Annotated in this window: 25 protein-coding genes; 19 read left to right on the top strand and 6 right to left on the bottom strand. The window is 70.2% G+C overall.

Features of this window, described 5'->3' with window-relative positions; translation table 11 throughout:
* Nucleotides 1-161: 161 nt before the first annotated feature.
* Complete coding sequence (locus tag ABT352_RS19220) at nucleotides 162-596, bottom strand: DUF1801 domain-containing protein (RefSeq protein WP_350946206.1); 435 nt, start codon at nucleotides 594-596, stop codon at nucleotides 162-164.
* Between the two features lie 86 nt (nucleotides 597-682).
* Between ABT352_RS19220 and ABT352_RS19215 the strand changes: the two genes are divergently transcribed.
* The 5 genes from ABT352_RS19215 (at nucleotide 683) to yjfF (ending at nucleotide 6,995) form a co-directional block, all read left to right on the top strand.
* Nucleotides 683-1,261 (top strand): helix-turn-helix domain-containing protein, encoded by a 579-nt coding sequence (locus ABT352_RS19215; protein ID WP_350946205.1) that lies wholly within the window; start codon nucleotides 683-685, stop codon nucleotides 1,259-1,261.
* 1,053 nt (nucleotides 1,262-2,314) lie between these two features.
* Nucleotides 2,315-3,313: an ABC transporter substrate-binding protein gene (locus tag ABT352_RS19210; protein WP_350946204.1), complete on the top strand. Its 999-nt coding sequence runs from the start codon at nucleotides 2,315-2,317 to the stop codon at nucleotides 3,311-3,313.
* A 33-nt stretch (nucleotides 3,314-3,346) separates the two neighbouring features.
* A complete protein-coding gene (locus ABT352_RS19205) occupies nucleotides 3,347-4,858 on the top strand; it encodes a sugar ABC transporter ATP-binding protein (RefSeq protein ID WP_350946203.1) in 1,512 nt (503 codons plus the stop codon).
* The gene (locus ABT352_RS19200) at nucleotides 4,855-6,003 is read left to right on the top strand and encodes an ABC transporter permease (RefSeq protein WP_350946202.1); all 1,149 of its coding nucleotides are present in this window, start codon (nucleotides 4,855-4,857) and stop codon (nucleotides 6,001-6,003) included. Before ABT352_RS19205 ends, ABT352_RS19200 begins: the two co-directional genes overlap by 4 nt.
* The gene (gene yjfF / locus ABT352_RS19195) at nucleotides 6,000-6,995 is read left to right on the top strand and encodes a galactofuranose ABC transporter, permease protein YjfF (RefSeq protein WP_350946201.1); all 996 of its coding nucleotides are present in this window, start codon (nucleotides 6,000-6,002) and stop codon (nucleotides 6,993-6,995) included. The genes ABT352_RS19200 and yjfF overlap by 4 nt, the downstream gene beginning before the upstream one ends.
* A 96-nt stretch (nucleotides 6,996-7,091) precedes the next feature.
* Here the strand turns inward: yjfF and bla are convergent, their stop codons facing one another.
* A complete protein-coding gene (gene bla, locus ABT352_RS19190) occupies nucleotides 7,092-7,961 on the bottom strand; it encodes a class A beta-lactamase (RefSeq protein WP_350946200.1) in 870 nt (289 codons plus the stop codon).
* Nucleotides 7,962-8,134: 173 nt separating this feature from the next.
* Between bla and ABT352_RS19185 the strand changes: the two genes are divergently transcribed.
* The 6 genes from ABT352_RS19185 (at nucleotide 8,135) to pcaG (ending at nucleotide 12,971) form a co-directional block, all read left to right on the top strand.
* A complete protein-coding gene (locus tag ABT352_RS19185) occupies nucleotides 8,135-9,028 on the top strand; it encodes a LysR family transcriptional regulator (RefSeq protein ID WP_350946199.1) in 894 nt (297 codons plus the stop codon).
* The gene (locus ABT352_RS19180) at nucleotides 9,025-9,927 is read left to right on the top strand and encodes a serine hydrolase (RefSeq protein ID WP_350946198.1); all 903 of its coding nucleotides are present in this window, start codon (nucleotides 9,025-9,027) and stop codon (nucleotides 9,925-9,927) included. The genes ABT352_RS19185 and ABT352_RS19180 overlap by 4 nt, the downstream gene beginning before the upstream one ends.
* Nucleotides 9,928-10,092: 165 nt before the next feature.
* Entirely contained in the window at nucleotides 10,093-10,872 is a 780-nt protein-coding gene (locus tag ABT352_RS19175) for a CoA transferase subunit A (protein ID WP_350946197.1), read from the top strand.
* Complete coding sequence (locus ABT352_RS19170; protein ID WP_350946195.1) at nucleotides 10,869-11,498, top strand: CoA transferase subunit B; 630 nt, start codon at nucleotides 10,869-10,871, stop codon at nucleotides 11,496-11,498. Before ABT352_RS19175 ends, ABT352_RS19170 begins: the two co-directional genes overlap by 4 nt.
* A 137-nt stretch (nucleotides 11,499-11,635) precedes the next feature.
* Nucleotides 11,636-12,397, top strand: coding sequence for a protocatechuate 3,4-dioxygenase subunit beta (pcaH, locus tag ABT352_RS19165; RefSeq protein ID WP_350946194.1), 762 nt, complete (start codon nucleotides 11,636-11,638; stop codon nucleotides 12,395-12,397).
* Nucleotides 12,398-12,446: 49 nt separating this feature from the next.
* The gene (gene pcaG / locus ABT352_RS19160) at nucleotides 12,447-12,971 is read left to right on the top strand and encodes a protocatechuate 3,4-dioxygenase subunit alpha (RefSeq protein WP_350946193.1); all 525 of its coding nucleotides are present in this window, start codon (nucleotides 12,447-12,449) and stop codon (nucleotides 12,969-12,971) included.
* Nucleotides 12,972-13,160: 189 nt separating this feature from the next.
* On the opposite strand, the gene ABT352_RS19155 is transcribed toward pcaG, so the two are convergent.
* Nucleotides 13,161-13,649: a GNAT family N-acetyltransferase gene (locus tag ABT352_RS19155; RefSeq protein ID WP_350946192.1), complete on the bottom strand. Its 489-nt coding sequence runs from the start codon at nucleotides 13,647-13,649 to the stop codon at nucleotides 13,161-13,163.
* Nucleotides 13,650-13,780: 131 nt separating this feature from the next.
* Nucleotides 13,781-15,016 carry an MFS transporter gene (locus ABT352_RS19150; protein WP_350946191.1) on the bottom strand — a complete coding sequence of 412 codons (1,236 nt, stop codon included), beginning with the start codon at nucleotides 15,014-15,016 and terminating at the stop codon, nucleotides 13,781-13,783.
* 139 nt (nucleotides 15,017-15,155) lie between these two features.
* Between ABT352_RS19150 and pdxR the strand changes: the two genes are divergently transcribed.
* A complete protein-coding gene (gene pdxR / locus ABT352_RS19145) occupies nucleotides 15,156-16,595 on the top strand; it encodes a MocR-like pyridoxine biosynthesis transcription factor PdxR (protein WP_350946190.1) in 1,440 nt (479 codons plus the stop codon).
* An 82-nt stretch (nucleotides 16,596-16,677) separates the two neighbouring features.
* Here pdxR and ABT352_RS19140 read toward each other — a convergent pair whose 3' ends face one another.
* Together ABT352_RS19140 and ABT352_RS19135 are read right to left on the bottom strand one after the other, a co-directional pair.
* Entirely contained in the window at nucleotides 16,678-16,899 is a 222-nt protein-coding gene (locus ABT352_RS19140) for a helix-turn-helix domain-containing protein (protein ID WP_350946189.1), read from the bottom strand.
* Entirely contained in the window at nucleotides 16,899-17,396 is a 498-nt protein-coding gene (locus tag ABT352_RS19135; RefSeq protein ID WP_350946188.1) for a DUF2975 domain-containing protein, read from the bottom strand. The genes ABT352_RS19140 and ABT352_RS19135 overlap by 1 nt, the downstream gene beginning before the upstream one ends.
* Before the next feature lie 132 nt (nucleotides 17,397-17,528).
* Here ABT352_RS19135 and argG point away from each other — a divergent pair, with 132 nt between their 5' ends.
* The 7 genes from argG to ABT352_RS19100 all read left to right on the top strand — a co-directional run bounded on the left by argG (nucleotide 17,529) and on the right by ABT352_RS19100 (nucleotide 24,171).
* Entirely contained in the window at nucleotides 17,529-18,977 is a 1,449-nt protein-coding gene (gene argG, locus ABT352_RS19130) for an argininosuccinate synthase (RefSeq protein WP_350946187.1), read from the top strand.
* A 182-nt stretch (nucleotides 18,978-19,159) separates the two neighbouring features.
* Nucleotides 19,160-20,347, top strand: a complete 1,188-nt coding sequence (locus ABT352_RS19125; RefSeq protein WP_350946186.1) for a sensor histidine kinase — start codon at nucleotides 19,160-19,162, stop codon at nucleotides 20,345-20,347.
* Nucleotides 20,344-21,003, top strand: coding sequence for a response regulator (locus tag ABT352_RS19120; protein ID WP_350946185.1), 660 nt, complete (start codon nucleotides 20,344-20,346; stop codon nucleotides 21,001-21,003). The genes ABT352_RS19125 and ABT352_RS19120 overlap by 4 nt, the downstream gene beginning before the upstream one ends.
* 85 nt (nucleotides 21,004-21,088) lie before the next feature.
* Nucleotides 21,089-21,802: an ABC transporter ATP-binding protein gene (locus ABT352_RS19115; protein WP_350946184.1), complete on the top strand. Its 714-nt coding sequence runs from the start codon at nucleotides 21,089-21,091 to the stop codon at nucleotides 21,800-21,802.
* A complete protein-coding gene (locus ABT352_RS19110; RefSeq protein ID WP_350946183.1) occupies nucleotides 21,799-22,599 on the top strand; it encodes an ABC transporter permease in 801 nt (266 codons plus the stop codon). The genes ABT352_RS19115 and ABT352_RS19110 overlap by 4 nt, the downstream gene beginning before the upstream one ends.
* Entirely contained in the window at nucleotides 22,596-23,360 is a 765-nt protein-coding gene (locus ABT352_RS19105) for a hypothetical protein (RefSeq protein ID WP_350946182.1), read from the top strand. Before ABT352_RS19110 ends, ABT352_RS19105 begins: the two co-directional genes overlap by 4 nt.
* A 64-nt stretch (nucleotides 23,361-23,424) precedes the next feature.
* Nucleotides 23,425-24,171 (top strand): hypothetical protein, encoded by a 747-nt coding sequence (locus ABT352_RS19100; protein WP_350946181.1) that lies wholly within the window; start codon nucleotides 23,425-23,427, stop codon nucleotides 24,169-24,171.
* Nucleotides 24,172-24,218 lie beyond the last annotated feature (47 nt).

Raw genomic sequence — 24,218 nt, 5'->3', positions numbered from 1 at the left:
CGGCGCCCGACATCAAATGCCAAGGACGTGATCTCGACGATGACTGCTACCGAGCTCGGGCCAGGAGGGGGACAGGGGAATCCCGCCGCCGGACGCGCCGGGTCGGCAGGCGTACCGTGCGGAGCCGCCCTCACGGGACGGGCAACGGTGATCGTCGGCGCTCACCCGGCCCGGTCGACGCCCCTGTGCACCCGGGCCGCGCGGTCGACGAGCTCACGTAGTGCGCTCTCGTCGACGTCGTCGAGCCTTTTCAGGTAGAGACAACCTTTTCCGGCTTTGTGCGGACCCAGCCGGGTCAGCACCGATGCGTAGCGCTCCTCGAACCCGCCCACCAGGTAGACGACGAGATGCTGCTTTCGCGGGGAGAAGCCCACCAGGGGCCACTCGTCCGTCCGCCCGCTCTCGTAGGTGCGACGGTAACCGCCGAAACCGACGATGCTCGGACCCCACATCACCGCGGGCTCACCGGTCACCTCGCACAGGATCGCGCGCAGGCGCTCCGCGTCGGCTCGCCGGCGTGGGTCGGGGACCGTGGCCAGAAAGTCGTCGGCGCTCACGCCGGTCGGAACCGTCACCGGCTGTTTCGATGTCGCCATGGAGGCATGCTGCCACGCCGGTACGACAAAACCTCGTGAGGGACCGGGCCCGCCGCGAGGCCTGCTTCCCTGTGACAATTGGTGGCATGGACAAGATCGCTCAAGCTCTGTCCGAGGTCGGGCCTCGCCTCAAGCGGCTCAGGATCCAGCGCGAGATCACCCTCGCCGCGCTGTCCGAGGCGACCGGGATCTCGAAGAGCACGCTGTCTCGCCTGGAGTCCGGGCAGCGCAAGCCGAGCCTGGAGCTGTTGTTTCCCATCGCCCTGGCCCACCAGGTGCCGCTGGACGAGCTGGTCGGCACGCCCGAGGTGGGCGATCCCAGGGTCCGGCTCACGCCTCGCCGCGCGCACGGCCGGACCGTGGTCCCGCTCACCCGCCAGCCGGGGGGCATCGCCGCCTGGAAGATCATCGTCCCCGCGGACCAGACCGAGCCCGATCCCAGGGTTCACGAGGGCTATGAATGGCTCTACGTGCTCTCCGGCCGGTTGAGGCTCGTGCTGGCCGACCACGACCTCGTGCTGGTCGCGGGTCAGGTCGCCGAGTTCGACACCCGGCTCCCGCACTGGTTCGGCAGCGCGGGGGCGGGGGCGGTGGAGATCCTCAGTCTCTTCGGTCCCCAGGGGGAGCGCATGCACGTCCGCGCCCAGCCCAGGGCCAAAGAGTAGTCCGCGGGGGAGGGTTTCCCGGGGCCGGTGCCGCGGAGGGCGGGTGCCGACGAGAGGTGAGTGAATCGTCGCGGTCGAGGCCGTCGGTGGCCGGCGGTGCCGTCGGGGCTTCCCGGGAGCCGCCCGGCAGGCCCGGACGTTCCGGAGCGCACGGCCGGGCTCCCGTCGCGCCGATCCGGGTGAGACTTTTTGTTAGCGTTAACATCTCACGTCGGTTTTCACGCCGCCTTCTTGGAAAATTGTGCTCTTGGGAGAACGTCTCGCGAAGGAAGGATGCGCGCCGCCGGGTGGCGGTGCGGCAGTCGCGATGCGAGAGGCGGCCTGGTTACCGATATGTTTCAAACACGAGTTTTGTCGTTAACGTAACCGCTGTCAATACCCTTTTTCCGCTCTCCGGGCTCGCGGTGGCGCCGAACCGGTATCGGGGTGGGGGTGCGGAGCGCATGCCCGTGGTGGTCGGGGGAGAGCCGCGGATCGCCGTCCCGTGCCGCCGCCCTCCGCGCGTTTTCCGGCGTTTCCGGTGAGCGGGTATCCCGGTCCGGCTCCGTGTCCAGGTGGGCTCTCCCGGAGCCGGGAGTCATGGTGAGTAATGTCCTTGCCCGTGGCAGTGGATGGTCGAGGTCTAGCAGAGCCCAGGTTTCCGGTGTGATTAGACCGTAATAAGGCGACCGCTTGACGGCACGGTTGTTAGCGTTCACAGTCTTGTCCAACGCAAGATGAGGAGCGGCCGTGCAGACAGGTGTGGAGCTCCAACCGCCGGTGACGGCCGAGGCGAGCATGTCGCGCCAGACGGTCGCCCGGCTACACAACGGACCTTCGGGCGCGTGGGAGAAAACACGCGACCGGAGACTGCGGAACTGTGAAGTGGCGCGGTATCGACGTGCCGTCATAGCAGGTCCAGGCGTCGGGCGTGGTGCGCGGACATCCATCGCGTGCCCTCGATCGCCTTGCGGGTGAGCGGCGCTTCGTCGACGCGGCCGTCAACCCGGACGACCGGCGCCAATCATGGTCCTCCGTTCAAATGTTAACGCTCACATAGAAGGACATCCCCCCATGTTCCGAAAGATCTCAGCGCTCGTCCTGGCGGGCGTCATGGCCGCGGCGATGACGGGTTGCGGCAGTACGGAAGGACCGGACACCGCCGACGCCGGCGGCGCCGGAGCCGGTGCCAACGACACGATCGTGATGGGCTTCTCCCAGGTGGGTGCCGAAAGCGGGTGGCGCACCGCCAACACCAAGTCGGTGCAGGAGTCGGCGAAGAGCGCCGGCATCGAGCTGAAGTTCTCCGACGCCCAGCAGAAGCAGGAGAACCAGATCAAGGCGATCCGGTCCTTCGTCCAGCAGAAGGTCGACGTCATCGCGTTCTCGCCGGTGGTGGAGTCCGGCTGGGACACCGTGCTGAAGGAGGCGCAGAACGCCAAGATCCCGGTGATCCTGACCGACCGGGCGGTGGACTCCGCGGACAAGACCCTGTACAAGACCTTCCTCGGCTCCGACTTCGTGGAGGAGGGCAGGAAGGCCGGCCAGTGGCTGGTGGAGGAGTACAAGGACTCCACCGACCCGGTGAACATCGTCGAACTCCAGGGCACCACCGGTTCGGCCCCGGCCAACGACCGCAAGGAGGGCTTCGGTGAGGTGATCGCGGCCGACTCGAAGTTCAAGATCGCCGCCTCGCAGACCGGTGACTTCACCCGGGCCAAGGGCAAGGAGGTCATGGAGGCGTTCCTGAAGTCCACTCCGGACATCGACGTGCTGTTCGCGCACAACGACGACATGGGGCTGGGCGCCATCGAGGCGATCGAGGGCGCGGGCAAGGTGCCGGGCAAGGACATCAAGATCATCACCATTGACGCCGTGAAGGACGGGATGCAGGCCCTGGCCGACGGGAAGATCAGCTACATCGTCGAGTGCAGCCCGCTGCTCGGCCCCCAGCTGATGGACCTGGCCAAGAAGGTCGTCGCCGGTGAGCAGGTCCCCGAGCGCGTGGTGACCGAGGAGACCACCTTCACCCAGGAGCAGGCGAAGGAAGCCCTCCCCAACCGCCAGTACTGAGCCGCCCACCTGGGAAAGAGAGGAGAGCGCGGCATGGACCAACCGGCACCGATCGTACGGATGAGCGGAATCGGCAAACGATTCCCCGGCGTCAAGGCCCTGGACGATGTCGGCTTCCGTTTGCTGCCGGGCGAAGTGCACGCGCTGATGGGAGAGAACGGCGCGGGGAAGTCGACACTGATCAAAGTCCTGACCGGCGTGTACGGCGTCGACGAGGGCGAGATCGAGCTGGCAGGGAAACCTGTCGCCTTCTCCAGTCCGTCCGCCGCCCAGCAGGGCGGTATCAGCACGGTCTACCAGGAGGTCAACCTGTGCGGGAACCTCTCGGTGGCGGAGAACATCTTCGTGGGCCGCGAACCCCGCCGCTTCGGACGCATCCGGTGGCGGGAGATGCGCCGCCGGGCCGATGAACTGATGGGCGACCTGGATCTGCGCATCGACGTGTCGGCGCCGCTGGCGTCGTGCTCGCTGGCCGTTCAGCAGATGGTGGCGATCGCCAGGGCGGTCGACATCGAGGCCAAGGTGCTGATCCTCGACGAGCCGACCTCCAGCCTGGACGCCGGCGAGGTGGCCCAGCTGTTCCGGGTGATGCGCCGGCTGAAGGACAAGGGCATCGCCATCCTGTTCGTCTCGCACTTCCTCGACCAGATCTACGAGATATCGGATCGCATGACGATCCTGCGCAACGGGAAGCTCGTGGGGGAGTACCTCACCCGTGAGCTCTCCCAGGTCGATCTGGTCGCCAAGATGATCGGGCGGGAGCTGGCCGATCTGGAGAAACTCGAAGGAAAGCCGCCCGCTCGGGTCGCGGAGCCGCTGGTGGAGGCGAGCGACCTCGGGCGGGCGGGCGGTGTCAGCCCCTTCACGCTCACCATCAGGCAGGGTGAGGTGATCGGGCTGGCCGGGCTGCTCGGCTCCGGCCGTACCGAGCTGGCGCGCCTGCTGTTCGGCGCCGACCACGCCGACAGCGGCTCGCTGCGGGTCGAGGGCAAGCGGGTCGCGCTGCGCACACCGAGGGCGGCGATGAACCAGAAGATCGCCTTCTGCTCGGAGAACCGCCGGGCGGAGGGACTCGTCGACGAGCTCACGGTGCGGGAGAACATCGTCCTCGCGCTGCAGGCCGAGCGCGGCTGGAGCAGGCCGCTGTCCCGCCGCAAGCAGGACGAGCTGGTCGCCAAGTACATCACCGCGCTGAACATCCGGCCCGGTGATCCCGAGCAGCCGGTCCGCACCCTCAGCGGCGGCAACCAGCAGAAGGTGCTGCTGGCCCGCTGGTTGATCATGGAACCCCGGCTGCTCATCCTCGACGAGCCCACCCGGGGGATCGACGTCGGCGCGAAGGCGGAGATCCAGCGGCTGGTCGTCGAGTTGTCCGACGGTGGCATGGCCGTGCTGTTCATCTCCGCGGAGCTGGAGGAGGTCCTGCGGCTCAGTCACCGGGTCGGGGTGCTGCGCGACCGTACGCTCATCGCCCAGCTCGACAACGACGACGCGCTCACCACCGATGTCCTGATGCAGAAAATCGCGAGTGGAGCACCGGTATGAGCACTGTGGGAAACGGCACCTCCGGTGCCCTCGGCGCGCTGACGCGGCACCGGCTGTTCTGGCCCGCCGTGATCCTGGGCGCGCTGCTCGCGCTCAACGTGGTGTTCACCGACAACTTCCTGAACGTGCAGATGAGGGACGGCCACCTCTACGGCAGCCTCATCGACATCCTCCGCTTCGGGGCGCCGCTGATCCTGGTCTCGCTGGGCGTGACGCTCGTCATCGCCACCGGCGGCATCGACCTGTCGGTCGGATCGGTGGTGGCGATCAGCGGGGCGCTGGCCTGCATGCAGATCAGCGACCTGACCGACCAGAACGCCGTCGGCGGCGTGCTGTCGGCGATCGGCCTCACGCTGTTGGTGATACTCGTGCTCGGGGCCTGGAACGGGTTCCTGGTGGCCGCCATCGGCATCCAGCCGATCATCGCGACACTGATCCTCATGGTCGCGGGACGGGGCCTGGCCCAGCTGATCACCGACGGGCAGATCATCACGATCAACAGCAGCCCGTACAAGCTGATCGGCGGCGGCTACTGGCTCACGCTGCCGTTCGGCATCCTCATCGTGATCGCGCTGATCGCGCTGACCGCCTTTCTCACCCGGCGGCTCGCACTGGGCATGTTCATCGAGGCGGTCGGCGGCAACGCCGAGGCCAGCAGGCTGTCGGGGATCCGCTCCCGGGGCGTGCTGATCGTGGCGTACACCTTCTGCGGGCTGTGCGCGGGCATCGCGGGTCTGATGATCAGTTCCAACGTGTCCAGCGCGGACGGCAACAACGCCGGCCTGTGGATCGAGCTGGACGCCATCCTGGCCGTCGTCATCGGCGGCACCTCGCTGGCGGGCGGCCGGTTCTCGCTCAGTGGCACCGTGCTGGGAGCCCTGATCATCCAGACCCTGACCACCACGATCTACTCGATCGGTGTGCCGCCGGAGACGACGCTGCTGTTCAAGGCCCTCGTGGTGACCATCGTGTGCCTGCTGCAGTCGCCCGCCTTCCGGCAGAAGGTGTTCGGGGGGAACAGACGTCCTGCCCCACCGCCTCCGGTTCCCAAGGAGGAGCACGGCCGTCCCTCCGCGGGCGCGGACGCCGAGCAGGCGCGGGAAGAGGGCGGGCAGGCACGGGAAGAGACTGTGAGGAACAGATGACGACGGACACCATCACGGCCGGTCCCGCCGGGCGGCTCGCGATCCCCCGCAGGTACGTTCCGGTCGCGGTGACCGCGGGCCTGCTCATCGCGATGTTCACGGCCGGCGGCATCCGGTACGAGGGGTTCGCCAGCGGCCAGGTGATACTCAACGTCTTCGTCGACAACGCCTTCCTGCTCGTCGTCGGCGTCGGCATGACGTTCGTGATCCTCGCCGGCGGCATCGACCTGTCGGTGGGCGCGGTGGTGGCGCTGTCCACGATGATCACGGCCAGCCTCGTCACGAACCAGGGCTGGCCGGCGCCGGTGGTGATCGTGCTGGTGCTGGCCGTCGGCGCGGCGCTGGGAGCAGGGATGGGGGCGATCATCCATTACTTCCAGGTCCAGCCGTTCATCGCGACCCTCGCCGGGATGTTCCTGGCGCGCGGGCTGTGCTACACGATCGGCACCGACTCGATCCCGATCACCGACGGTCTCTTCACCGCCTTCGCGCAGACCAGGATCGACCTGGTCGGAGAGATGTGGATCTCGCCCAGCGTGGTGATCGCCACGGTGGTGGTGCTGGTCGCCGCGTACGTGCTGCACTACACGCGTCTGGGCCGCACGGTCTACGCCGTCGGCGGCAGCGAGCAGTCCGCGCTGCTCATGGGTCTCCCCGTGGGACGAACGAAGATCGCCGTCTACACGATCAGCGGACTGTGCTCCGCGCTCGGCGGGATCCTGCTGTCCTTCTACATGCTGTCCGGGTACGGCCTGCACGCCGTCGGCATGGAACTGGACGCCATCGCGGCCGTGGTCATCGGCGGCACGCTGCTCACCGGCGGCTCCGGGTACCTCTTCGGCACCGTTCTGGGCATCCTCGTCCTCGGCCTGACCCAGACGATCATCAGCTTCGAGGGTACCCTCAGCTCCTGGTGGACCAAGATCTTCATCGGCCTGCTGCTGTTCGCCTTCATCCTGCTGCAGCGGCTCATCGGCGTCCGGCGGACCTGAGAAGGCGGTGACCGGCTCTCAGCCGCCCCGGACGACGCGGCTGAGAGCCTGGATGAGGTCGGGATCTTCAAGCTCGGAGGTTGCCCGGGCGGGGCCTCAGAGTTTGCCGAGCCCGCGGGCCAGGATGGTGGCGGTCTTCGCGATGGCCTTGTCGTCGGTGGCGAGGCCCGGAGTGCGGTTGGTGTAGATCGCCATGATGACGGGAGCGACGCCCTTCCTGGGCCAGATGACGGCGATGTCGTGCCCGCCGCCGAATCCTTCGGAGTTCGTGCCGGTCTTGTCGCCGATCTTCCAGGTCTTGGGCAGGCCCGCCCGGATACGCTTGTCTCCCGTCGTGTTCGCGACCAGCCAGGTGTTCAGCCGTTCCCGGTCCTTGGCGTTGAGGGCGTTCCCCGCCGTGACCGCGCGCAGGGTACGGCCCATGGACGCGGGCGTCGTGGTGTCACGCCTCTCCTTGGGACTCCAGTCGTTGAGCTCGGTCTCCCATCGGTCCAGCCGGGAGATCGGGTCCTTCAGCGTCCGGAGGTAGCGGGTCAGCCCGGCGGGACCGCCGATCTGCCTCAGCAGCATGTTGGCCGCGGTGTTGTCGCTCCGGGTGATGGTCGCCTCGCACAGCCGCGCGACGGTGAGCCCGTCGTCGGTGTGCTTCTCGGTGACCGGCGAGCCGGGCTTCACGTCGGCGGCCGTCCACTTGACGACCTTGTTCATCAGGCCGGGCTCAACGGTGCGCGCCCTGTGCAGCACGCCCGCGCAGAGGGGCGCCTTGAAGGTGGACAGCAGCGGGAAACGCTCACCGGCCCGGTACGTCACCGTCTTGCCGGTGGCCGTGTCCACGGCGTACGCGCCGATCCGGCCCTTGAAGGACGTCTCCAGCGCGCGCAACTCCTTGAAGACCCGCTCGGTGGGCGCCGGTGTCGTCACCGGCGGAGCGGCGGTCGCGTGGGCTGCCGAGGGGGCACCTGCCACAGGGATGAGCATGAGTGAGGCCAGCGCCGAGAGGGTGGCGCGTCGAACGGAACGGGTGAGCATGCGATGCCTTCCGGCGGTCGATGGGATTCGGTGAGAGTCTCGCGCTGGCGTTTGATGCCGTCAAAGACAGAAATGGTCGATTCCATGCTGAAATGGCATACGCTTGCGGCGTGGACGTCGTCGGAGCGTGCAGAGCGTTCGTCAACGTGAGCGAGCGGGGGAGCTTCACGGAGGGCGCGGCGGCCACCCGGGTGCCGCAGTCGGTCGCGAGCCGCCGCATCGCCGCCCTGGAGACTCACCTCGGGGAGCGGTTGTTCGATCGGTCGTCGCGCGGAGCGAGGCTCACGCAGTTCGGCCGTGACATGCTGCCGTGGGCGAAGCGTCTCGTGCGCCTGGTGGACGACATGGAGCACGAGGCGAAACGAGCCAGGCGCAACCCCCTTCGCCTCGTCGTTCCCGACGTCTGCACCACGCGCGATCTGGCACGGCTCGACGCGGAGGCGCGCCGCAACGGCGTCTACCTCGACCTTCAGGCCGCCGCCCCGGCCGGGCGGACGGAACTCGTCCGCTCTCGTGAGGTCCGCGCCGCCCTCGCGGCGGTACCGTCGAGCGACGCGACCTGGTCGGTGAGGCTCGGACTCGCCGGCGCCACGGACCAGATCGCGGACACCGTCTACGTCGAGACCCTGCGGGCCGGTCGAGCCGCGCGGTCGTCGCGCAGGAGCCGGGTCTGGATCCAGCCCGAGGACGACGTCCCCCACATCCGCGACCGGATGTTCCGGATCCGGGACGCCGTCGGTCTCCAGCCAACGCAGGTCACCGTCTCCACCGCGCTCGCCGCCGCCACCGCCGAGGTCCTCGGCTCGACGGATCTCCTTTTGTGCTCGTCCAAGCAGGCCGAGGAACTGGGTTTGCACTGGCGCCCCATCGGTGAGATCCAGCCCGTCCGCGGATTCGATGTCGTCGCCGCCGTCAGGGACGACGCGGAACGCATCCGTACCCGGCTGTGGCACGCGATCGCCCGCTGCCTGGGCGCGCACGACCAGGACGGAGGGACGCCGTGAACGTCGAGACCCTGATCCGCGAACTGCGAGGAACGCTCGACGACGCCGGACTGAACGGATCGTTCTTGGTCCGGGACCTGCGTTCCGGCGAGGAGATCGGTATCGAGCCGGATCTGGAGTTCCCGATCGCCTCGGTCGTCAAGATCCCGCTCGCCGTCGCGACGCTCGAACGCATCCGCAGGGGCGAACTCGACGGTTCCACGCAGGTCATCGTGCGACCGGGCGGGATCACCACCTCGGGGCCGACCGGGCTGAGCAGGTTCCGGCACCCGGCCCGGATCGCCATCGACGACCTGCTCTACCTCAGCATCGCCGTGAGCGACAACATCGCGGCGGACGCGCTGTTCACCTTCACCCCGCCCGCCGAGGTCTCGGCGCTGCTGCACGGACTGGGGCTTCAGGGCATCGCGGTGCGTCACACCATGCGGGAACTCTCCGAGACCCCGACGGCACGCCTCGACCCGACAGACGCCCATCTGGCCCATTTCCTCGCCATCGAAGCGGGTACGGCCGGGCGAGGACATCGCCTCCCGCTCCTGGACGTGACCCACGCGAACTCGGGAACCGCGCGAGCGCTGATGGAACTCCTGCAGGCACTGTGGACGCCGTCCCGGATCGACGCCGGCGTCAGCGAGCGCGTACGGACCCTCATGGCCGACAACGTGCTGCGGCATCGGCTGGCACCCGATTTCAGTTCCGACGCCTCGAAGTGGTCCTCGAAGACCGGAACGCTTCTCAACCTCCGCCACGAGATCGGTGTCGTCGAGCACGCCGACGGTCAGGTCTTCGGAGTCGTCGTGCTCACCGAGTCTCGTGTGCCGGCCATCGACCAGCCCGGGGCCGAGGCGCTCATGGCGCAGGTCGCGCGTACACTCCGCGATCGGCTACGACACCTGTGAGCGGCGTGGCGAGGTCGTCGGTGTGGTGATGGGGCCCGGGGCGTCGGCGCCGGTTCCCTCTCCGTGCGGCGAGGGTGCTTTGACAGGAAAGTCAGGGATAAACATACTCGGATGCGAGTAGTGAACTAGAGTTCGCAGAGCGAACACACGGCGGGACGGAGTGTCGTGCCCAGGGACAAGGTGGTCGCCGACGCCGCGGAGGCGCTGGCGGACGTGCGCGACGGCGCGTCGTTCGCGGTGGGCGGGTTCGGCCTGAGCGGCATCCCGAACGTGCTGATCCAGGCCCTGTACGACACCGGCGTACGCGGCATCGGCGTGGTGTCGAACAACTGCGGAGTGGACGGCGGCGGCCTGGGCGTCCTGCTCGCGGCCGGGCGGATCGGCCGGGTGACGGCCTCCTACATCGGTGACAACAAGGAGTTCGCCCGCCAGTATCTGAGCGGGGAGCTGGAGGTGGAGCTGACCCCGCAGGGCAGCCTGGCCGAGCGGCTGCGCGCGGGAGGCTGCGGCATCCCCGCCTTCTACACCCCGGCCGGAGTCGGCACGCCGGTCGCCGAGGGCGGGCTGCCGCTGCGGCACGGCCCGGACGGCTCGGTGACGCTCGCCTCGCCGCCCAAGGAGGTGCGCGAGTTCGGCGGACGGGACCACGTGCTGGAGTACGGCATCACCACCGACTTCGCGCTGGTGCGGGCGGCCAGGGGAGACCGGTACGGCAACCTCGTGTTCAACAAGGCCGCCGCGAACTTCAACCCGCTGGCCGCGATGGCCGGACGGATCACGATCGCCGAGGTCGAGGAGCTGACCGAGCTCGACCCCGACGAGGTCCACCTGCCGGGCGTGTTCGTCCAGCGCGTCGTGCGGCTCACCCCGGAGCAGGCCGCCGACAAGGTCGTCGAACGGCGCACCACCTCCGCTCCCGTCTCCCCGGGGGAGGACGCCTCATGAGCTGGAGCCGTGACCAGATGGTCGCGCGCGCGGCGGCCGAGCTGCGCGACGGCGACTACGTCAACCTCGGCATCGGCCTGCCCACCCGCATCCCCTCCTTCCTGCCGACGGAGGTGGACGTGATCCTGCACTCGGAGAACGGCATCCTGGGCGTCGGCCCCTACCCCGCTCCCGGCGACGTCGACCCCGACCTGATCAACGCCGGCAAGGAGACCGTGACCGTGCTCGCGGGCGCGTCGTTCTTCGACTCCTCGCTGTCGTTCGGCATGATCCGCGGCGGGCACATCGACGTGGCGGTGCTGGGCGCGATGCAGGTCTCGGCACGCGGCGACCTCGCCAACTGGATGGTCCCCGGCAGGCTGGTGAAGGGCATGGGCGGCGCGATGGACCTGGTCCACGGCGCCCGCAGGGTCATCGTGATCATGGAGCACACCGCGAAGGACGGCTCGCCGAAGATCGTCGAGGAGTGCTCGCTGCCCCTCACGGGCAAGGGGTGCGTGCACCGGATCATCACGGACCTCGGAGTCCTCGACGTCACGGAGCAAGGACTGGCGCTGGTGGAGACCGCGCCCGGGGTGAGCCCGGCGCAGCTGCGCGATCGTACGGGCGCGCGGGTGAGAGGGTGAGGACGGTCTTCGCCGAGGACGCCGTACGCGCGCCGTCCGGCCGTCAGGGCGCCGACGATCCCGCCGCACACGACACCAGGCCCCTCGCGTCCGGCTCCGGCCGGGACCCGGCCCTCGCTCCCGGAAGGTAGGAGTTCATGTCAACACCGCCCACGCAGGCCGACATCGACCGCGAGATCGCCGAGCTCCGCGAGCTCCGCGTAACCGGGGACGGCGGGGAGAGACACCACCCGTCCCGCGACTACGCCCCCTACCGCAGCACCGCGCTCCGTCACCCCGGGCAACCACTGATCGCGCTCAAGGACCCGGACGCGGCCGAACTCACCGGGCCGGTCTTCGGCGTCACCGACGTCACCGCGCTCGACGCCGACCTGACCAGGCAGCATCTCGGCGAGCCGCTGGGCGAGCGCATCACCGTGCACGGCCGCGTCCTGGACAGGAACGGGCGCCCGGTGCGCGGCCAGCTCGTGGAGATATGGCAGGCCAACGCCTCCGGCCGCTACCCGCACCAGCGCGACGACCACCCGGCCCCGCTCGACCCCAACTTCACCGGGGTGGGCCGCTGCCTCACCGACGGCGACGGCGGCTACGCCTTCACCACGATCAAGCCCGGCGCCTACCCGTGGCGCAACCACGTCAACGCCTGGCGTCCCGCGCACATCCACTTCTCCGTCTTCGGCACCGCCTTCGCCCAGCGCCTGGTCACCCAGATGTACTTCCCGAACGACCCGCTGTTCCCCTACGACCCCATCCTCAACTCCGTGACCGACGACCGTGCCAGGCAGCGCCTGGTCGCCGCCTACGAGCACGACCTGTCCGTCCCCGAGTGGTCCCTCGGCTACCGGTGGGACATCGTCCTGGACGGCCCCGCCGCCACCTGGACGGAGGAGAGCCGTTGACGTCCTCCCCAGGGCCGAGGCCCGGGGTCTCCGCGCCCAAGGAATTTCGATGAACCCCACCCCCTCGCAGACCGTCGGCCCCTTCTACGGCTACGCGCTCCCGTTCCCCGGCGGCGGCGACATCGCGACCGGCGGGATCATCGTGCACGGCCACGTCTACGACGGCGCCGGCGCCCCGGTGCCGGACGCGCTGCTGGAGTTCTGGCAGGCCGCCCCGTCCGGCGACCTCACCGGCGCGCCGGGCACGTTGCGCCGCGACGCGGTGAACGGCGCGGTCCTCGGCAGGAACGGTGTCGACTTCACCGGCTTCGGCAGGGTTCCCACCGACGCCGACGGCCGCTGGACGCTGCGCACCCTCGTACCGGGCAACGGCTACATCAGCGTCTGCGTGTTCGCCCGCGGCCTGCTGCACCACCTCTACACCCGGATCTACCTCGCCCACGACGCCTTCCTCGACTCGATGCCGTCCGAGCGCGCGCACACGCTGCTGGCCACGCCGGAGCGAGAGGGCGTCCACCGCTTCGACGTCCACCTGCAGGGCGAGAAGGAGACGATCTTCTTCGACCTCGGCTGAACACCGGCCGTCCAGCGCGAGCGAGTCCGTCCGCCGCACCGTGCGCGACATCGGGGGTGCGGAGCGCACATCCACCGCGAGCGAGTCCGTCCGCCCTGCGGTGCGTGACACCTGGCGTGAGAAGCACCTCCACGGTCGCGGCGCCGGGAGGTCGCGGTCACCCGCGACGACCCCACCGGCGCCGCGCGATCAGAGGGACCTGTACATGATGTGCAGTCCGACGTAGCCCTTGTCCGGATGCTCGAAACCCTCCGGCAGGGTCGCCAGCACCTCGAAGCCCAGCGAGCGCCACAGTGCCACCGCCCGGGTGTTGGTCTCCACGACGGCGTTGAACTGCATCGCCCGGTAGCCCTCGGCGCGCGCCCACTCCAGGACGTGCTCGCCCAGGGCCCGCCCGACGCCGCGCCCGGCATGGCCGGGGTCGACCATGAAGCTCGCGCTGGCGATGTGCGAGGCGGGCCCCATGTGGTTGGGATTCATCTTGGCCGAGCCCAGGACGGTCCCGTCGGTGTCGACGGCGACGACCGTGCGGCCCGGAGGCTCGGGAAACCACATCTCCCGGGCCCGCTCCTCGCTGACGTCGCGGTCCCAGGTGTAGGTCTCACCGGCGGCCACGATCCGGTGGAGGAAGGGCCAGATGGCCGGCCAGTCGCCGGGCGTCGCATCTCTGATCAGCACGACGTCCAGCATGCTGTCCGAGGTGGTGGAGCCACAAACCGTTTTTCGCGGAAAAGCGGAAAGCGGGAAAGCGAGGGCGGTCCGGCGCGGGCAGCGCGCCACCGCTTCCACCGCGGCATGGGCTGTCCGTCTCACCGGCCACCCGTCGCCGTGATCGGCTCTGTGCGCCGGGTCCGCAGGGCCCAGCGCACGGCCGGTCCCGTGGCGAGGCCGGCCAGCAGGAACAGGCCGCCGAGCACCAGCCAACCCGGAGTTCCCCAGGTGAGGATCAGCGTCGTGAGCAGTAGGGGGCCGAGCATCCTGGCGACCGCCGCACCGGATCCGAAGAAACCCTGGTACTGGCCCTGCCTGTCGGCGGGGGCGAGATCGAACCCGATCTCCCAGGCGCCGGAGGCGTGCGCCATCTCGCCGAACACCTGCAGACAGGCCGCGAGGAGCAGGACGAACGCGGCGGCCCACGCCGAGGACCAGGCCGACGACAGGGCGAACACCGCGCACGCGGCGAACAGCACCGCACCCGCCCGCCGTACGGACCGGGAGGCGGTCTCCAGATCCGTGACCCGCCGGGCCACCCGTACCTGGAACAGCACGACGCCCAGGGTGTTGAGGACCAGCAGGGCCGAGACCGTCCAGCTCGGGGCCTCGGTCCGCTGGACGATCCACAGGGGGATGACCAGGCTGAGCAGCGGCATGTTCAGCAGCGTGACCATGTTGAGCAGGGAGACGAGCGCGTACGGCCTGTCCCTGAGCACCGCCAGTGCCGGTTCGCCCGCGGGCGCGGCCGCGGTGGGCGGCACCGGGGGAAGACGGAGCAGGATCAGGGCCGAGAGCAGGAAGCTCAGCGCGTCCATCGCGAGGACCGTCAGGTAGGCGGCCCGGGTGTCGAGGTGCAGTGCCACCCCGCCGAGCGCGGCGCCGACCGCCAGCCCGGCGTTCGCCGTCGCCTGCAGGTGGGCCCGGATCCGGGTGCGCCGCTCCCTGTCCACCAGCCCGGCGAGCAGCGCCTGCCTGGCCGCGGCGAGACCGCACTGCGAGGTCGCGTACAGGCAGGCGACCAGCACGAACCAGGGAAAGGAGCGGACGAACAGAAACGAGCCCACCGAGGCGGCGGTGGCGACGGCGAGCAGGACCGCCGTGCCGCGAGGTCCACGGCGGTCGGCGAGGTGGCCGAGCGGGACCCCCGCCACGAAGCCGACGGCCCAGCCGAGTGTGAGCGCGAAGCCGACCTGGGTCGGCGAGAGTCCCACGATCCGGATGAAGTAGAGCGCCGAGCACACGTAGTACGCGCCGTCCCCGATGGAATTGGTGAGCTGCGCGAGGGCGAGGACTCTGGGCGGCCCGGCAGGGGGCATGATCCGGCTGAACACGGGACTCCTCGGTCGCTACGTGGCCGACATGGCTCCTCGCCGGCCCAGGGGCAACCCTAGGGAGCCGATTGACCCCGCATAAGATCCAATATGAGGTCAACTCATTGGGCCAATCCGAGAGGGCGAGATGGATTTTCACGTGAGCCTCAGCGGGCGCGGCGACCTGTCCGCCCGCATCTACCGGCAACTCCTGGACGCCGTCCTCGACGGCCGCCTGCGCCCGGGGGAGCGCCTGCCCGCGACCCGGGAGCTGGCGCGGCGGCTCGACGTGTCGCGCAACACCGTGGCCGTCGCCTACGAGCGGCTGGCCGCCGAGGGAATTCTCGTCGGCCAGGTCGGGGCGGGCACCTTCGTGTGCACCGAGCCTCTCGCCGGGCCCCTCACCGGAGTCCGTTCGAGGAACGCGCCCGCGGGCGGCGTACGTCCCCGCCGCCACTGGCGCCTTGAGACCGCACCGCCGGCCGAACCGGAAGGGGAGCCGGTCTACGACTTCGGGGTGGGCGTTCCCGACGGGCAGCTGTTCCCGCTCGAAACGTGGCGCAGGCTTGTCACCCGCGAGTTGCGCCCGGCGCTGGCGCGCTCCGCCGGTTACGGCGACCCCTCAGGACACGCGGGACTGCGGGAGGCGCTCGCCCGCCATGTCGGCCTCTCCCGCTCCGTGCGGGCGGGCGCCGACGACGTTCTCGTCACGCAGGGAGCCCAGCAGGCACTCGACCTGATCGGCCGTGTCATGATCGAGCCCGGCTGCCGCGTGGCCGTGGAGGAGCCCGGCTACCCTCCGGCCAGGCTGTTGTTCGAGTCGCTGGGCGCGCGGGTCGTCGGCGTCCCCGTCGACGAGGAGGGACTGGACGTGGCGGCCCTTCCCGACTCCGCCCGCCTCGTCTACGTCACACCGTCGCATCAGTTCCCCCTGGGGATGCCGATGTCCCTCGGCCGCCGCGCCGCGCTGCTCGACTGGGCCGGGCGGCGCGGGGCCGTGGTGATCGAGGACGACTACGACAGCGAGTTCCGTTTCGAGGACCGTCCGCTCGAACCGCTCCAGAGCCTCGACCGCGGCGGCCACGTCGTCTACGTCGGCTCCTTCTCCAAGACGATGCTGCCGATGCTGAGGCTGGGCTTCCTGGTCGCCCCCGCCTCGCTCCAGCCCGCCCTGCGTGCCGCCAAGCGGCTCACCGACTGGTGCGGGGACCTTTCCAGCCAGGCGGCGCTGGCCGCTTTCATCGACGAGGGCCTGCTCGGGCGGCACGTCCGCAGGGCGACGCGCGAGTACGCGGCCCGCCGCGAGCGAATCGTCACCGTTCTGCGACATGAGCTCAGCGACTGGCTGGAGCCGGTTCCCTCCGCCGCCGGCCTCCACCTCTGCGCCTATCTGACCCCGGACGCCGGGGCCGACACGGCTCCTGTGAGGGCGTACGCGCGAAAGGCGGGTATCGCGCTGCAGGACCTCGCCCCCTACTACGGCGAGACCTCCACGCGGGCGGGACTGCTGCTCGGGTACGGTTCGATCCCCACGGAGAGGGTCGAACCCGGTCTGAGACTGCTCGCGGAGAGCTTCCGCGAGACACTGAGATCCCGGTGATCCCGGTGATCCGGGCGATCGGCGCAGGAGGACGTGAGGGGCGCTGACACGGGCCGCCGGATCCCGGCGCCGGGCGCCGGCCTCATCCGTCCGCGGCGTCCTCGGCCTGCCAGCGCAGCAGGTCTCCCGGCTGGCACTCCAGGACTTCGCAGAGCGCGGCGAGCGTCGTGAAGCGCACCGCCTTGGCGCGGCCGTTCTTGAGCACCGCCAGGTTGGCGGGTGTGATCCCGACGCGGTCCGCGAGCTCGCCCACGGACATCTTCCGTTTGGCCAGCATGACGTCGATGTCGACGGTGATCGGCATCAGATCACCTCCTCCAGTTCCGCCCGCATCCGGGCCGCCTCCACGTCGCGTGCGACGGCCTGGGCGAGCAGCATCCGCAGCACGAGCACGACGAGCGCCACCCCCAGGACCGCCGTGGCGGCCCCGCAGATCAGCAGGACCATGCCCGGGGGGACCGGGTCGCCCGGCGCCAGGACGACCGCGAGCGCGAACACCAGGAGGGCGGCCGCCGTGATCGCGCCGATCACGATGTGAACGTACCGGAAGGCGGCGTGGGAGAACACGGTTCCGCGTCGCACCATCGTCACCAGCCGCCACACGCAGACCAGGACGACCTGGATCGTGACGACGCCCAGGAAGACGATCACGAGGAGCGGGGCGCGCAGGTACGCGACGTCCGCGTCGAGCGCCTCCAGGTCGACGGCGAACAGCGGCACCATCACCGCCTGGACGAACACCGATCCGGCGAGCAACACCACGAGCACGGCGCGAAGCGCGAGCACCGTTAATCTTCCCATCGTCTCTCCTTCTATCGAGCAACGATGTAAATATATCGATATTCGATAGGTTCGGCAAGAAGTCGGGCTGCCCTGAGAGGTGGAGAGCTGGAATTTTGCATAGTCATGCGTCGTGATGCATACTCTTGTCTCATGTCCAAGGTTCTCACCTCCTTGCCCGCGGGCGAGCGCGTCGGCATCGCCTTCTCCGGCGGCCTCGACACCTCGGTCGCCGTCGCGTGGATGCGCGACAAGGGTGCCGTTCCGTGCACCTACACCGCCGACATCGGCCAGTACGACGAGCCCGACATCGCCTCGGTGCCCGGCCGCGCGCTGGCGTACGGCGCCGAGATCGCACGCCTGGTCGACTGCCGCGCGGCGCTGGTCGAGGAGGGCCTGGCCGCGCTCACCTGCGGCGCGTTCCACATCCGCTCGGCCGGACGCCCCTACTTCAACACCACGCCGCTCGGCCGCGCCGTCACCGGGACCCTGCTGGTCCGGGCGATGATCGACGACGACGTGCAGATCTGGGGCGACGGCTCGACGTTCAAGGGCAACGACATCGAGCGGTTCTACCGCTACGGCCTGCTCGCCAACCCCCACCTGCGCATCTACAAGCCCTGGCTGGACGCCGACTTCGTCTCCGAGCTCGGTGGCCGCAAGGAGATGTCGGAGTGGCTGCTCGCCCACGGCCTGCCCTACCGTGACAGCACCGAGAAGGCATACTCGACCGACGCCAACATCTGGGGCGCCACCCACGAGGCCAAGACCCTGGAGCACCTCGACACCGGCATCGAGACCGTGAACCCGATCATGGGCGTGCGATTCTGGGACCCCGAGGTCGAGATCGCCACCGAGGTCGTGACCATCGGCTTCGAGCAGGGCCGCCCGGTGACGATCAACGGCAAGGAGTTCGCCACCCCCGTCGACCTGGTGATGGAGGCGAACACGATCGGCGGGCGGCACGGCATGGGCATGTCCGACCAGATCGAGAACCGGGTGATCGAGGCCAAGAGCCGGGGCATCTACGAGGCGCCGGGGATGGCGTTGCTGCACGCGGCGTACGAGCGGCTGGTCAACGCGATCCACAACGAGGACACCCTGGCGAGCTACCACAACGAGGGACGGCGGCTCGGCCGGCTGATGTACGAGGGCCGCTGGCTCGACCCGCAGGCGCTGATGCTGCGAGAGTCGCTGCAGCGCTGGGTCGGCACGGCGATCACCGGAGAGGTGACGCTGCGGCTGCGCCGCGGTGAGGACTACTCGATCCTGGACACCTCGGGACCGGCCTTCAGCTACCACCCGGACAAGCTGTCGATGGAGCGCACCGAGGACTCGGCGTTCGGCCCGGTGGACCGGATCGGCCAGCTCACCATGCGCAACCTCGACATCGCCGACTCGCGCGCCAAGCTGGAGCAGTACGCCGGCCTCGGCATGGTCGGCACCACCCATCCCGCGCTCATCGGCGCCGCCCAGGCGGCCTCGACCGGGCTGATCGGCGCGATGCCGCGCGGCGGCGCGGAGGCGATCGCCTCGCGCGGCGAGGTCTCCGACGACGACGAGATGCTCGACCGCGCCGCGATGGAGTTCGGCACCGACTGACGGAGATGCGTAGGTGAGCACCTCCCGCCGAGGTCTCACCCACCGACTGACCGGTTTCGGGTCTTCAACAGGATCTGTCCTTCGAGGACTCACCCACCGGCCTCCCGGCCGCTCGCGCGCGGGGAGAGCGGGCGCGTGTCCGCCGTCCGGGACAGAGCTCCCCGTTGGGATACCGTTCCAGCGTGGACAGGGCCGTACCGGCCGCGGCCGGAGCGCCGCGGCCTTTCGTGGACGCGGCGGCCGCGCTCCTGGTCGTCGGGACGCTCTGGCTCCCCCCGATCATCGGCGCGGCCGGGGTCTGGCGCCCGGCCGCGGGGACGGCGCTGGCCGCGGTCGCGGTGGCGGCGATGCTGCTGCGCTGGCGGTGGCCGGTGCCCACGGTGGCGGCGGCCGGGGCCGCGACGGTGGTCGCGACCCTGCTCGGTGTGTGCCAGGATCCGATGCTCGCCACGGCCTGGTGCCTGTATCCTCCGGCGCTCACCCGCGCGCCGCGGGTTCGCGGGCTCGCCCTCGTCGCGGTCAGTGCCGTCGCGGTCCTGGCGGCCGTTACGGCCGTCCCGCGAGACAGCCTGGGCGGCTCGGGTCAGCGGGTGGTGATCGCGATCGCGGCGCTGAGCGTGTCGTGGTTGCTTGGGGTCGCCGTGGGCAGGCGGATCGAGTCCGTTCGGGAGGCGGAGCGCGCCCGGGCGGCCGAGCGGGCCGCTCGCACGCAGCTGCAGGTCGCCCGTGAGGTACACGACGTGGTGGGGCACGCCCTCGGGCTGATCAGTGCCGAGGCGGGGGTGACGCGGGGCCTTCCCGACGCGGGCGAGCGGGAGCTTCGTGACGCGCTCGCCGACATCGAGGATCACGCGAGGACGGCGCTGGAGGACGTCCAGTCGCTCGTCCGCTCGCTCAGGGCGGGACCCGGCGAGGAGCGGACGGACACAGCCGGACCCGTCCCCGGCGTCTCGGACGTGCCTGCACTCGTCGCCGCCACGCGGGCCGCGGGAGTTCGTGTCGAGGCGCGGATCGCCACGCCCGGGCAGGTCGGCGAGCTCGGTGAGGCCGTCGCGGCGGTCGCGTTCCGTATCGTTCAGGAGGCGTTGAGCAACGTGGTGCGGCACGCGCCGGGCGCCGCCTGCACCGCGGAACTCCATCCGGACGGTGACGCGCTCGTCGTGCGGGTCCGCGACGACGGCCCGGGCGGGAAGGGCGAGGGGGTGTCAGGGTTCGGCCTGCTGGGGATGCGGGAGCGGGCACGGCTGGCCGGTGGCACCGTGACGTGGCGGAACCTGCCGGAGCGGGGATTCGAGGTTGAGGCCCGGCTGCCGCTGGGGGACGATCGAGCCGGTCGGGAATCGGACGGCGGCGACCGGGGAAAGAGATGACACCTGTCAGCGTGTTCCTGGCCGACGACGACGGCCGTTTCCGCGGCGTGTACCGGAAACTCTTCGACCGCACCGAGGGGTTCCGCGTCGCGGGGGAGGCGGCCGGTGGCGTGGAGGCGCTGCGCCTGATCCTCGCGCTGCGCCCAGACGTGGCCCTGCTCGACGTGCAGATGCCGGACGGCGGCGGACTGGAGGCGGCCCGTGGTGTCCTCGCCGAGGCGGAGGGCACCCGGGTGATCATGTTGACCACGTTCGATCTCGACGAGTACGTCCACGAGGCGCTGACCCTGGGCGCGTCGGGGTTCCTGCTGAAGAACGCCTCACCGCAGGAGGTGCTCCACGCGGTCCGTGCGGTTCACGCGGGCCATGCCATGCTCGCGCCGGAGGTCACCGCGAGGCTGGTGCGCCGGTTCGCGCCGGAGCGGTCGCGGCGCCGGCACGCGTTCGCGGACGAGGTGCTCTCCGGCAGGGAGATACAAGTGATCCGGCTGGTCGCGCGAGGATACTCGAACCAGGAGATCGCCGACGAGCTCTTCCTGAGCACGGAGACGGTGCGCACGTATCTCAAGCGGGTGTTCGCCAAACTCGGCGTGAACGACCGCACCCGCCTGGCCGTGCTCGCCTACGAGGCGGGTCTGCTGCACGAGCCCCGCTGAGGTGTCCCCTTTCGGGGGACGCGGCCCCGCACCCCGTCGCCGCAGGCTGGGGACGTTCGTCCAAAGCGAGGGATCGGGGTGCGCGGTGATCGAGATCAACGGGCTCAGCAAGCACTATCGGAACAGGAAGGCGGTCGACGACGTCACGTTCACGGCCAGGCCCGGCCGCGTCACGGCGTTCCTCGGCCCGAACGGGGCGGGAAAGTCCAGCACGCTGCGCGTGCTGCTCGGCCTGGACGCAGCCACCGGCGGGCGGGCGCTGATCGGGGGGAGGCGCTACCGGGACCTGCGATACCCGCTGCGCACGGTCGGCGCCCTGCTGGACGGTGCGGGGCCGGTGCCCGAGCGCCGCGCGATCGACCACCTGTCGTGGATCGCCCGGTCGAACCGGATCCCCCGGGAGCGGGTACGGGAGGTCCTCGATCTCGTCGGCCTGGCGGACGCCGCGAGACACCGGGTGAAGAACTACTCACTGGGCATGAGGCAGCGACTGGGGATCGCGGGGGCGCTGCTCGGTGAGCCGGAGGTCCTCGTCCTCGACGAACCCGTGAACGGGCTGGACCCCGACGGCATCCGCTGGGTCCGCGACCTGCTCAGGGAGCACGCGGCCCTGGGCCGTACCGTGCTGCTGTCGAGCCATCTCATGAAGGAGACGGCCGACACGGCCGACGACGTGGTGATCATCAACCGCGGCCGCATCGTCGTCAGAGGGACGCTCGCGGAGGTGACGGCCGGACACGCCTCGCTGGAGGCGGCGTTCTTCGCGCTTACCGGCGACCGGAGCGGGGCGCACCGGTGAGCGAGGTGTCCGCGGCCACCCGGGCGGAACTGAGCAAGATCCTCACTCTGCCCGGTGCCTGGATCGCCACCGGCGTCGTCCTCGCCCTGCACGTGCTGGTCCAGATCCCGCCCGCCGGGCTGTTGGCCGACGCCGTCGCGAACATCACCTCCGACGGCGTCATCGAGATCTTCACCGGGCAGCCTCAGCCCGCCGCCGAGGCGATCCTCGGCCTCTGCACCGGGGCGTCGCTGCAGATGGGTCTGTTCCTGCCCGTGCTCGCCTCCGTGATCGCGGGGCAGGAGTTCCGCTCGCGGCAGCTCGGCCTGACCGTGCTCGCGATGCCGCGCACGGTTCCCCTGCTGGTCGCCAAGCTCCTCGCCACGGCACTGTACGTGTCCGTCGTCGCGATCCTCATCGCGGGCATCAGCGCCGCGTTCACCTACGTCGCTGTCAAGGACTGGAATCCGGGCCTGCTCGTCACCGGGGAGGCGTTCCTCGGCCATGGCCGGTTCGTCGCCTTCGCGGTCCTGTTCTGCCTCACCGCGTTCGCCGTCACCCTCACCGTGCGCGGCACCCTGACCGGCGTCGTCGTCACCGTGGTGCTGATCACCGTCACGATGACCCAGGTCCTGGCCGGAATCGCGCCCGAGGTGGACGCCCTGTTCCCGCTCAGCGCGGCGAGGAACCTCATGCTCGACCCCGGCGTCAACGACCTCACGGCCGGACGGACGCACGGCCTGCTCGTCCTCACCGGATGGGCCGCCGCGACCTCCGTCGCCGCGGGTGTCACGCTCGGCGTGAGGGAGGCGCGATGAGTCCCCGGCCGATGGTGGCCGTCCGGTTCCGTGACGTCCTGGCCGCCGAGCTGATCAAGATCACTACTCTCCCCGCCACCTGGATCGTCCTCGCCCTCGGCTTCGGCGCAGGCGGCCTGCTCGGGATCGTCGCGGCCACGGACGTCGTCCGTGTCGCCGGTCAGGACGGTCGGATCCCGATCGCCGAGCTCGGCGCATTCACCCTCTCGCCGGTCTACGCGTTCGTCGCGATCGCGGTCTTCGCGGCCGGCGGTGAGTACCCTGGCGGCCAGTTGCGCGTCAGCCTCGCCGCCGTCCCCGGCCGTGACCTGCTGTTCGCCGCCAAACTCACCGCGAGCGCGGCCTTCTGTCTGGTCGCGTCGATTCCGGCCGTCCTGCCGGGACACCTCCTGCGTAACCTGTCGGCGATTCGCGCCGGGGAGCCGGAAGCCGGTGACGCCGTGGCCGGCCTCCTCGGCCTCCTCGCCGCCTACCTCCTGCTCGGCCTCGTCGGGTTCGGTCTCGCCGTCGTCACGAGAACGGTCGTCACCCCGCTCGTCACACTTCTCCTCACGCCCGTCCTCGTCTCACCGATGTTGGAAGGCACCCTTCCCCACGTGGTGAGCCTCCTGCCGCACGAGGCGGCCCTCAGCCTCATCGGCATGCCTGCCGACCCCGCCACCGCGCTCGGCCCGGCCGCCGGACTCCTCGTGTCGGCCGCCTGGGCGACCCTCTCCGTCGCCGTCGCCCGGTGGACCTTCGTCCGCAGGGACACAACGTGATGATCGTCAAGATTCACCGCGGAGCGCCGCGCTCGTCGGCGACGTCGACACGGAGGATGGCGTGATGAGTCGGAGACGCAGGGTGTGGCGGTGGCTGCCGGTCGTCGTCACGGGACTGGTCGCGGCCGCGGTGGCGGGCATCGCGCTCGCCTTCCCCTCGCTCGCGGCCACGACCTGCCCGACCTGTTACGGGATGAGACAGGTCAGGACGGGCCTGTACGTGGAGTCCGGCCTGACGGCGGACAGGGAGTGGCAGGTGGCGCAGGTGATCGACGCGGCCGGCCGGCGGGTGGCGGACTTCTACGGCGGGCGCCGGAGCTCTCCCGACATCCTGGCCTGCCTCACCGCCTCGTGCTACCGCAGAATCGGCGGCGGCGGGGAGCGTGGGATCGCCGTGCTGAACCGTGCGATCATGCTGTCACCGGGCGGCGTCAACCCGGTGATCGCCTCACACGAGATGTCGCACGTCGAGGTGCACACCCGCCTCGGATCCGGTGCGGCGCCGCTCCCGCAGTGGTTCGATGAAGGGCTGGCCGTCGTGGTCTCCGACGATCCCCGCTATCTGAAGCCCGAGACGGCCGGCGACCGGTGCCGGGTTCCCGAAGGGGAGGCGCCACCTCGGACGCTCGACGAGTGGCTGCGCACGGCGAAAGCCGACCCGGACGCGTACGCCAAGGCCGCGTGCCGGGTGAGCCGGTGGCTTCGGGTGAACGGCGGTCCCGGAGCCGTCCTCGAACTGGTCGAGCATGTGGCAGGCGGCGGTGAACTGCCCGCCTCTCTGCGGGCCGCGTCGCGCGAAACTCCTTCGTGACGGCGTTCGTGACGGCGTTCGTGACGGTGGTTCATAGCGGGGTCGTG

This window comes from Streptosporangium sp. NPDC000563, assembly GCF_040299985.1.
In the GTDB taxonomy this organism is placed as follows: domain Bacteria; phylum Actinomycetota; class Actinomycetes; order Streptosporangiales; family Streptosporangiaceae; genus Streptosporangium.
The sequence above is the reverse complement of the archived record's forward strand: the minus strand, read 5'-3'. Positions and strand labels throughout refer to the sequence as shown.

Excerpts from the sequence above, each read along its gene's own strand:
- ABT352_RS19220 (WP_350946206.1), bottom strand. The coding sequence starts at position 596 with ATGGCGACATCGAAACAGCCGGTGACGGTTCCGACCGGCGTGAGCGCC.
- ABT352_RS19215 (WP_350946205.1), top strand. The coding sequence starts at position 683 with ATGGACAAGATCGCTCAAGCTCTGTCCGAGGTCGGGCCTCGCCTCAAG.
- ABT352_RS19210 (WP_350946204.1), top strand. The coding sequence starts at position 2,315 with ATGTTCCGAAAGATCTCAGCGCTCGTCCTGGCGGGCGTCATGGCCGCG.
- ABT352_RS19205 (WP_350946203.1), top strand. The coding sequence starts at position 3,347 with ATGGACCAACCGGCACCGATCGTACGGATGAGCGGAATCGGCAAACGA.
- ABT352_RS19200 (WP_350946202.1), top strand. The coding sequence starts at position 4,855 with ATGAGCACTGTGGGAAACGGCACCTCCGGTGCCCTCGGCGCGCTGACG.
- yjfF (WP_350946201.1), top strand. The coding sequence starts at position 6,000 with ATGACGACGGACACCATCACGGCCGGTCCCGCCGGGCGGCTCGCGATC.
- ABT352_RS19170 (WP_350946195.1), top strand. The coding sequence starts at position 10,869 with ATGAGCTGGAGCCGTGACCAGATGGTCGCGCGCGCGGCGGCCGAGCTG.
- pcaH (WP_350946194.1), top strand. The coding sequence starts at position 11,636 with ATGTCAACACCGCCCACGCAGGCCGACATCGACCGCGAGATCGCCGAG.
- pcaG (WP_350946193.1), top strand. The coding sequence starts at position 12,447 with ATGAACCCCACCCCCTCGCAGACCGTCGGCCCCTTCTACGGCTACGCG.
- ABT352_RS19140 (WP_350946189.1), bottom strand. The coding sequence starts at position 16,899 with ATGCCGATCACCGTCGACATCGACGTCATGCTGGCCAAACGGAAGATG.
- ABT352_RS19135 (WP_350946188.1), bottom strand. The coding sequence starts at position 17,396 with ATGGGAAGATTAACGGTGCTCGCGCTTCGCGCCGTGCTCGTGGTGTTG.
- argG (WP_350946187.1), top strand. The coding sequence starts at position 17,529 with ATGTCCAAGGTTCTCACCTCCTTGCCCGCGGGCGAGCGCGTCGGCATC.
- ABT352_RS19120 (WP_350946185.1), top strand. The coding sequence starts at position 20,344 with ATGACACCTGTCAGCGTGTTCCTGGCCGACGACGACGGCCGTTTCCGC.
- ABT352_RS19105 (WP_350946182.1), top strand. The coding sequence starts at position 22,596 with ATGAGTCCCCGGCCGATGGTGGCCGTCCGGTTCCGTGACGTCCTGGCC.
- ABT352_RS19100 (WP_350946181.1), top strand. The coding sequence starts at position 23,425 with ATGAGTCGGAGACGCAGGGTGTGGCGGTGGCTGCCGGTCGTCGTCACG.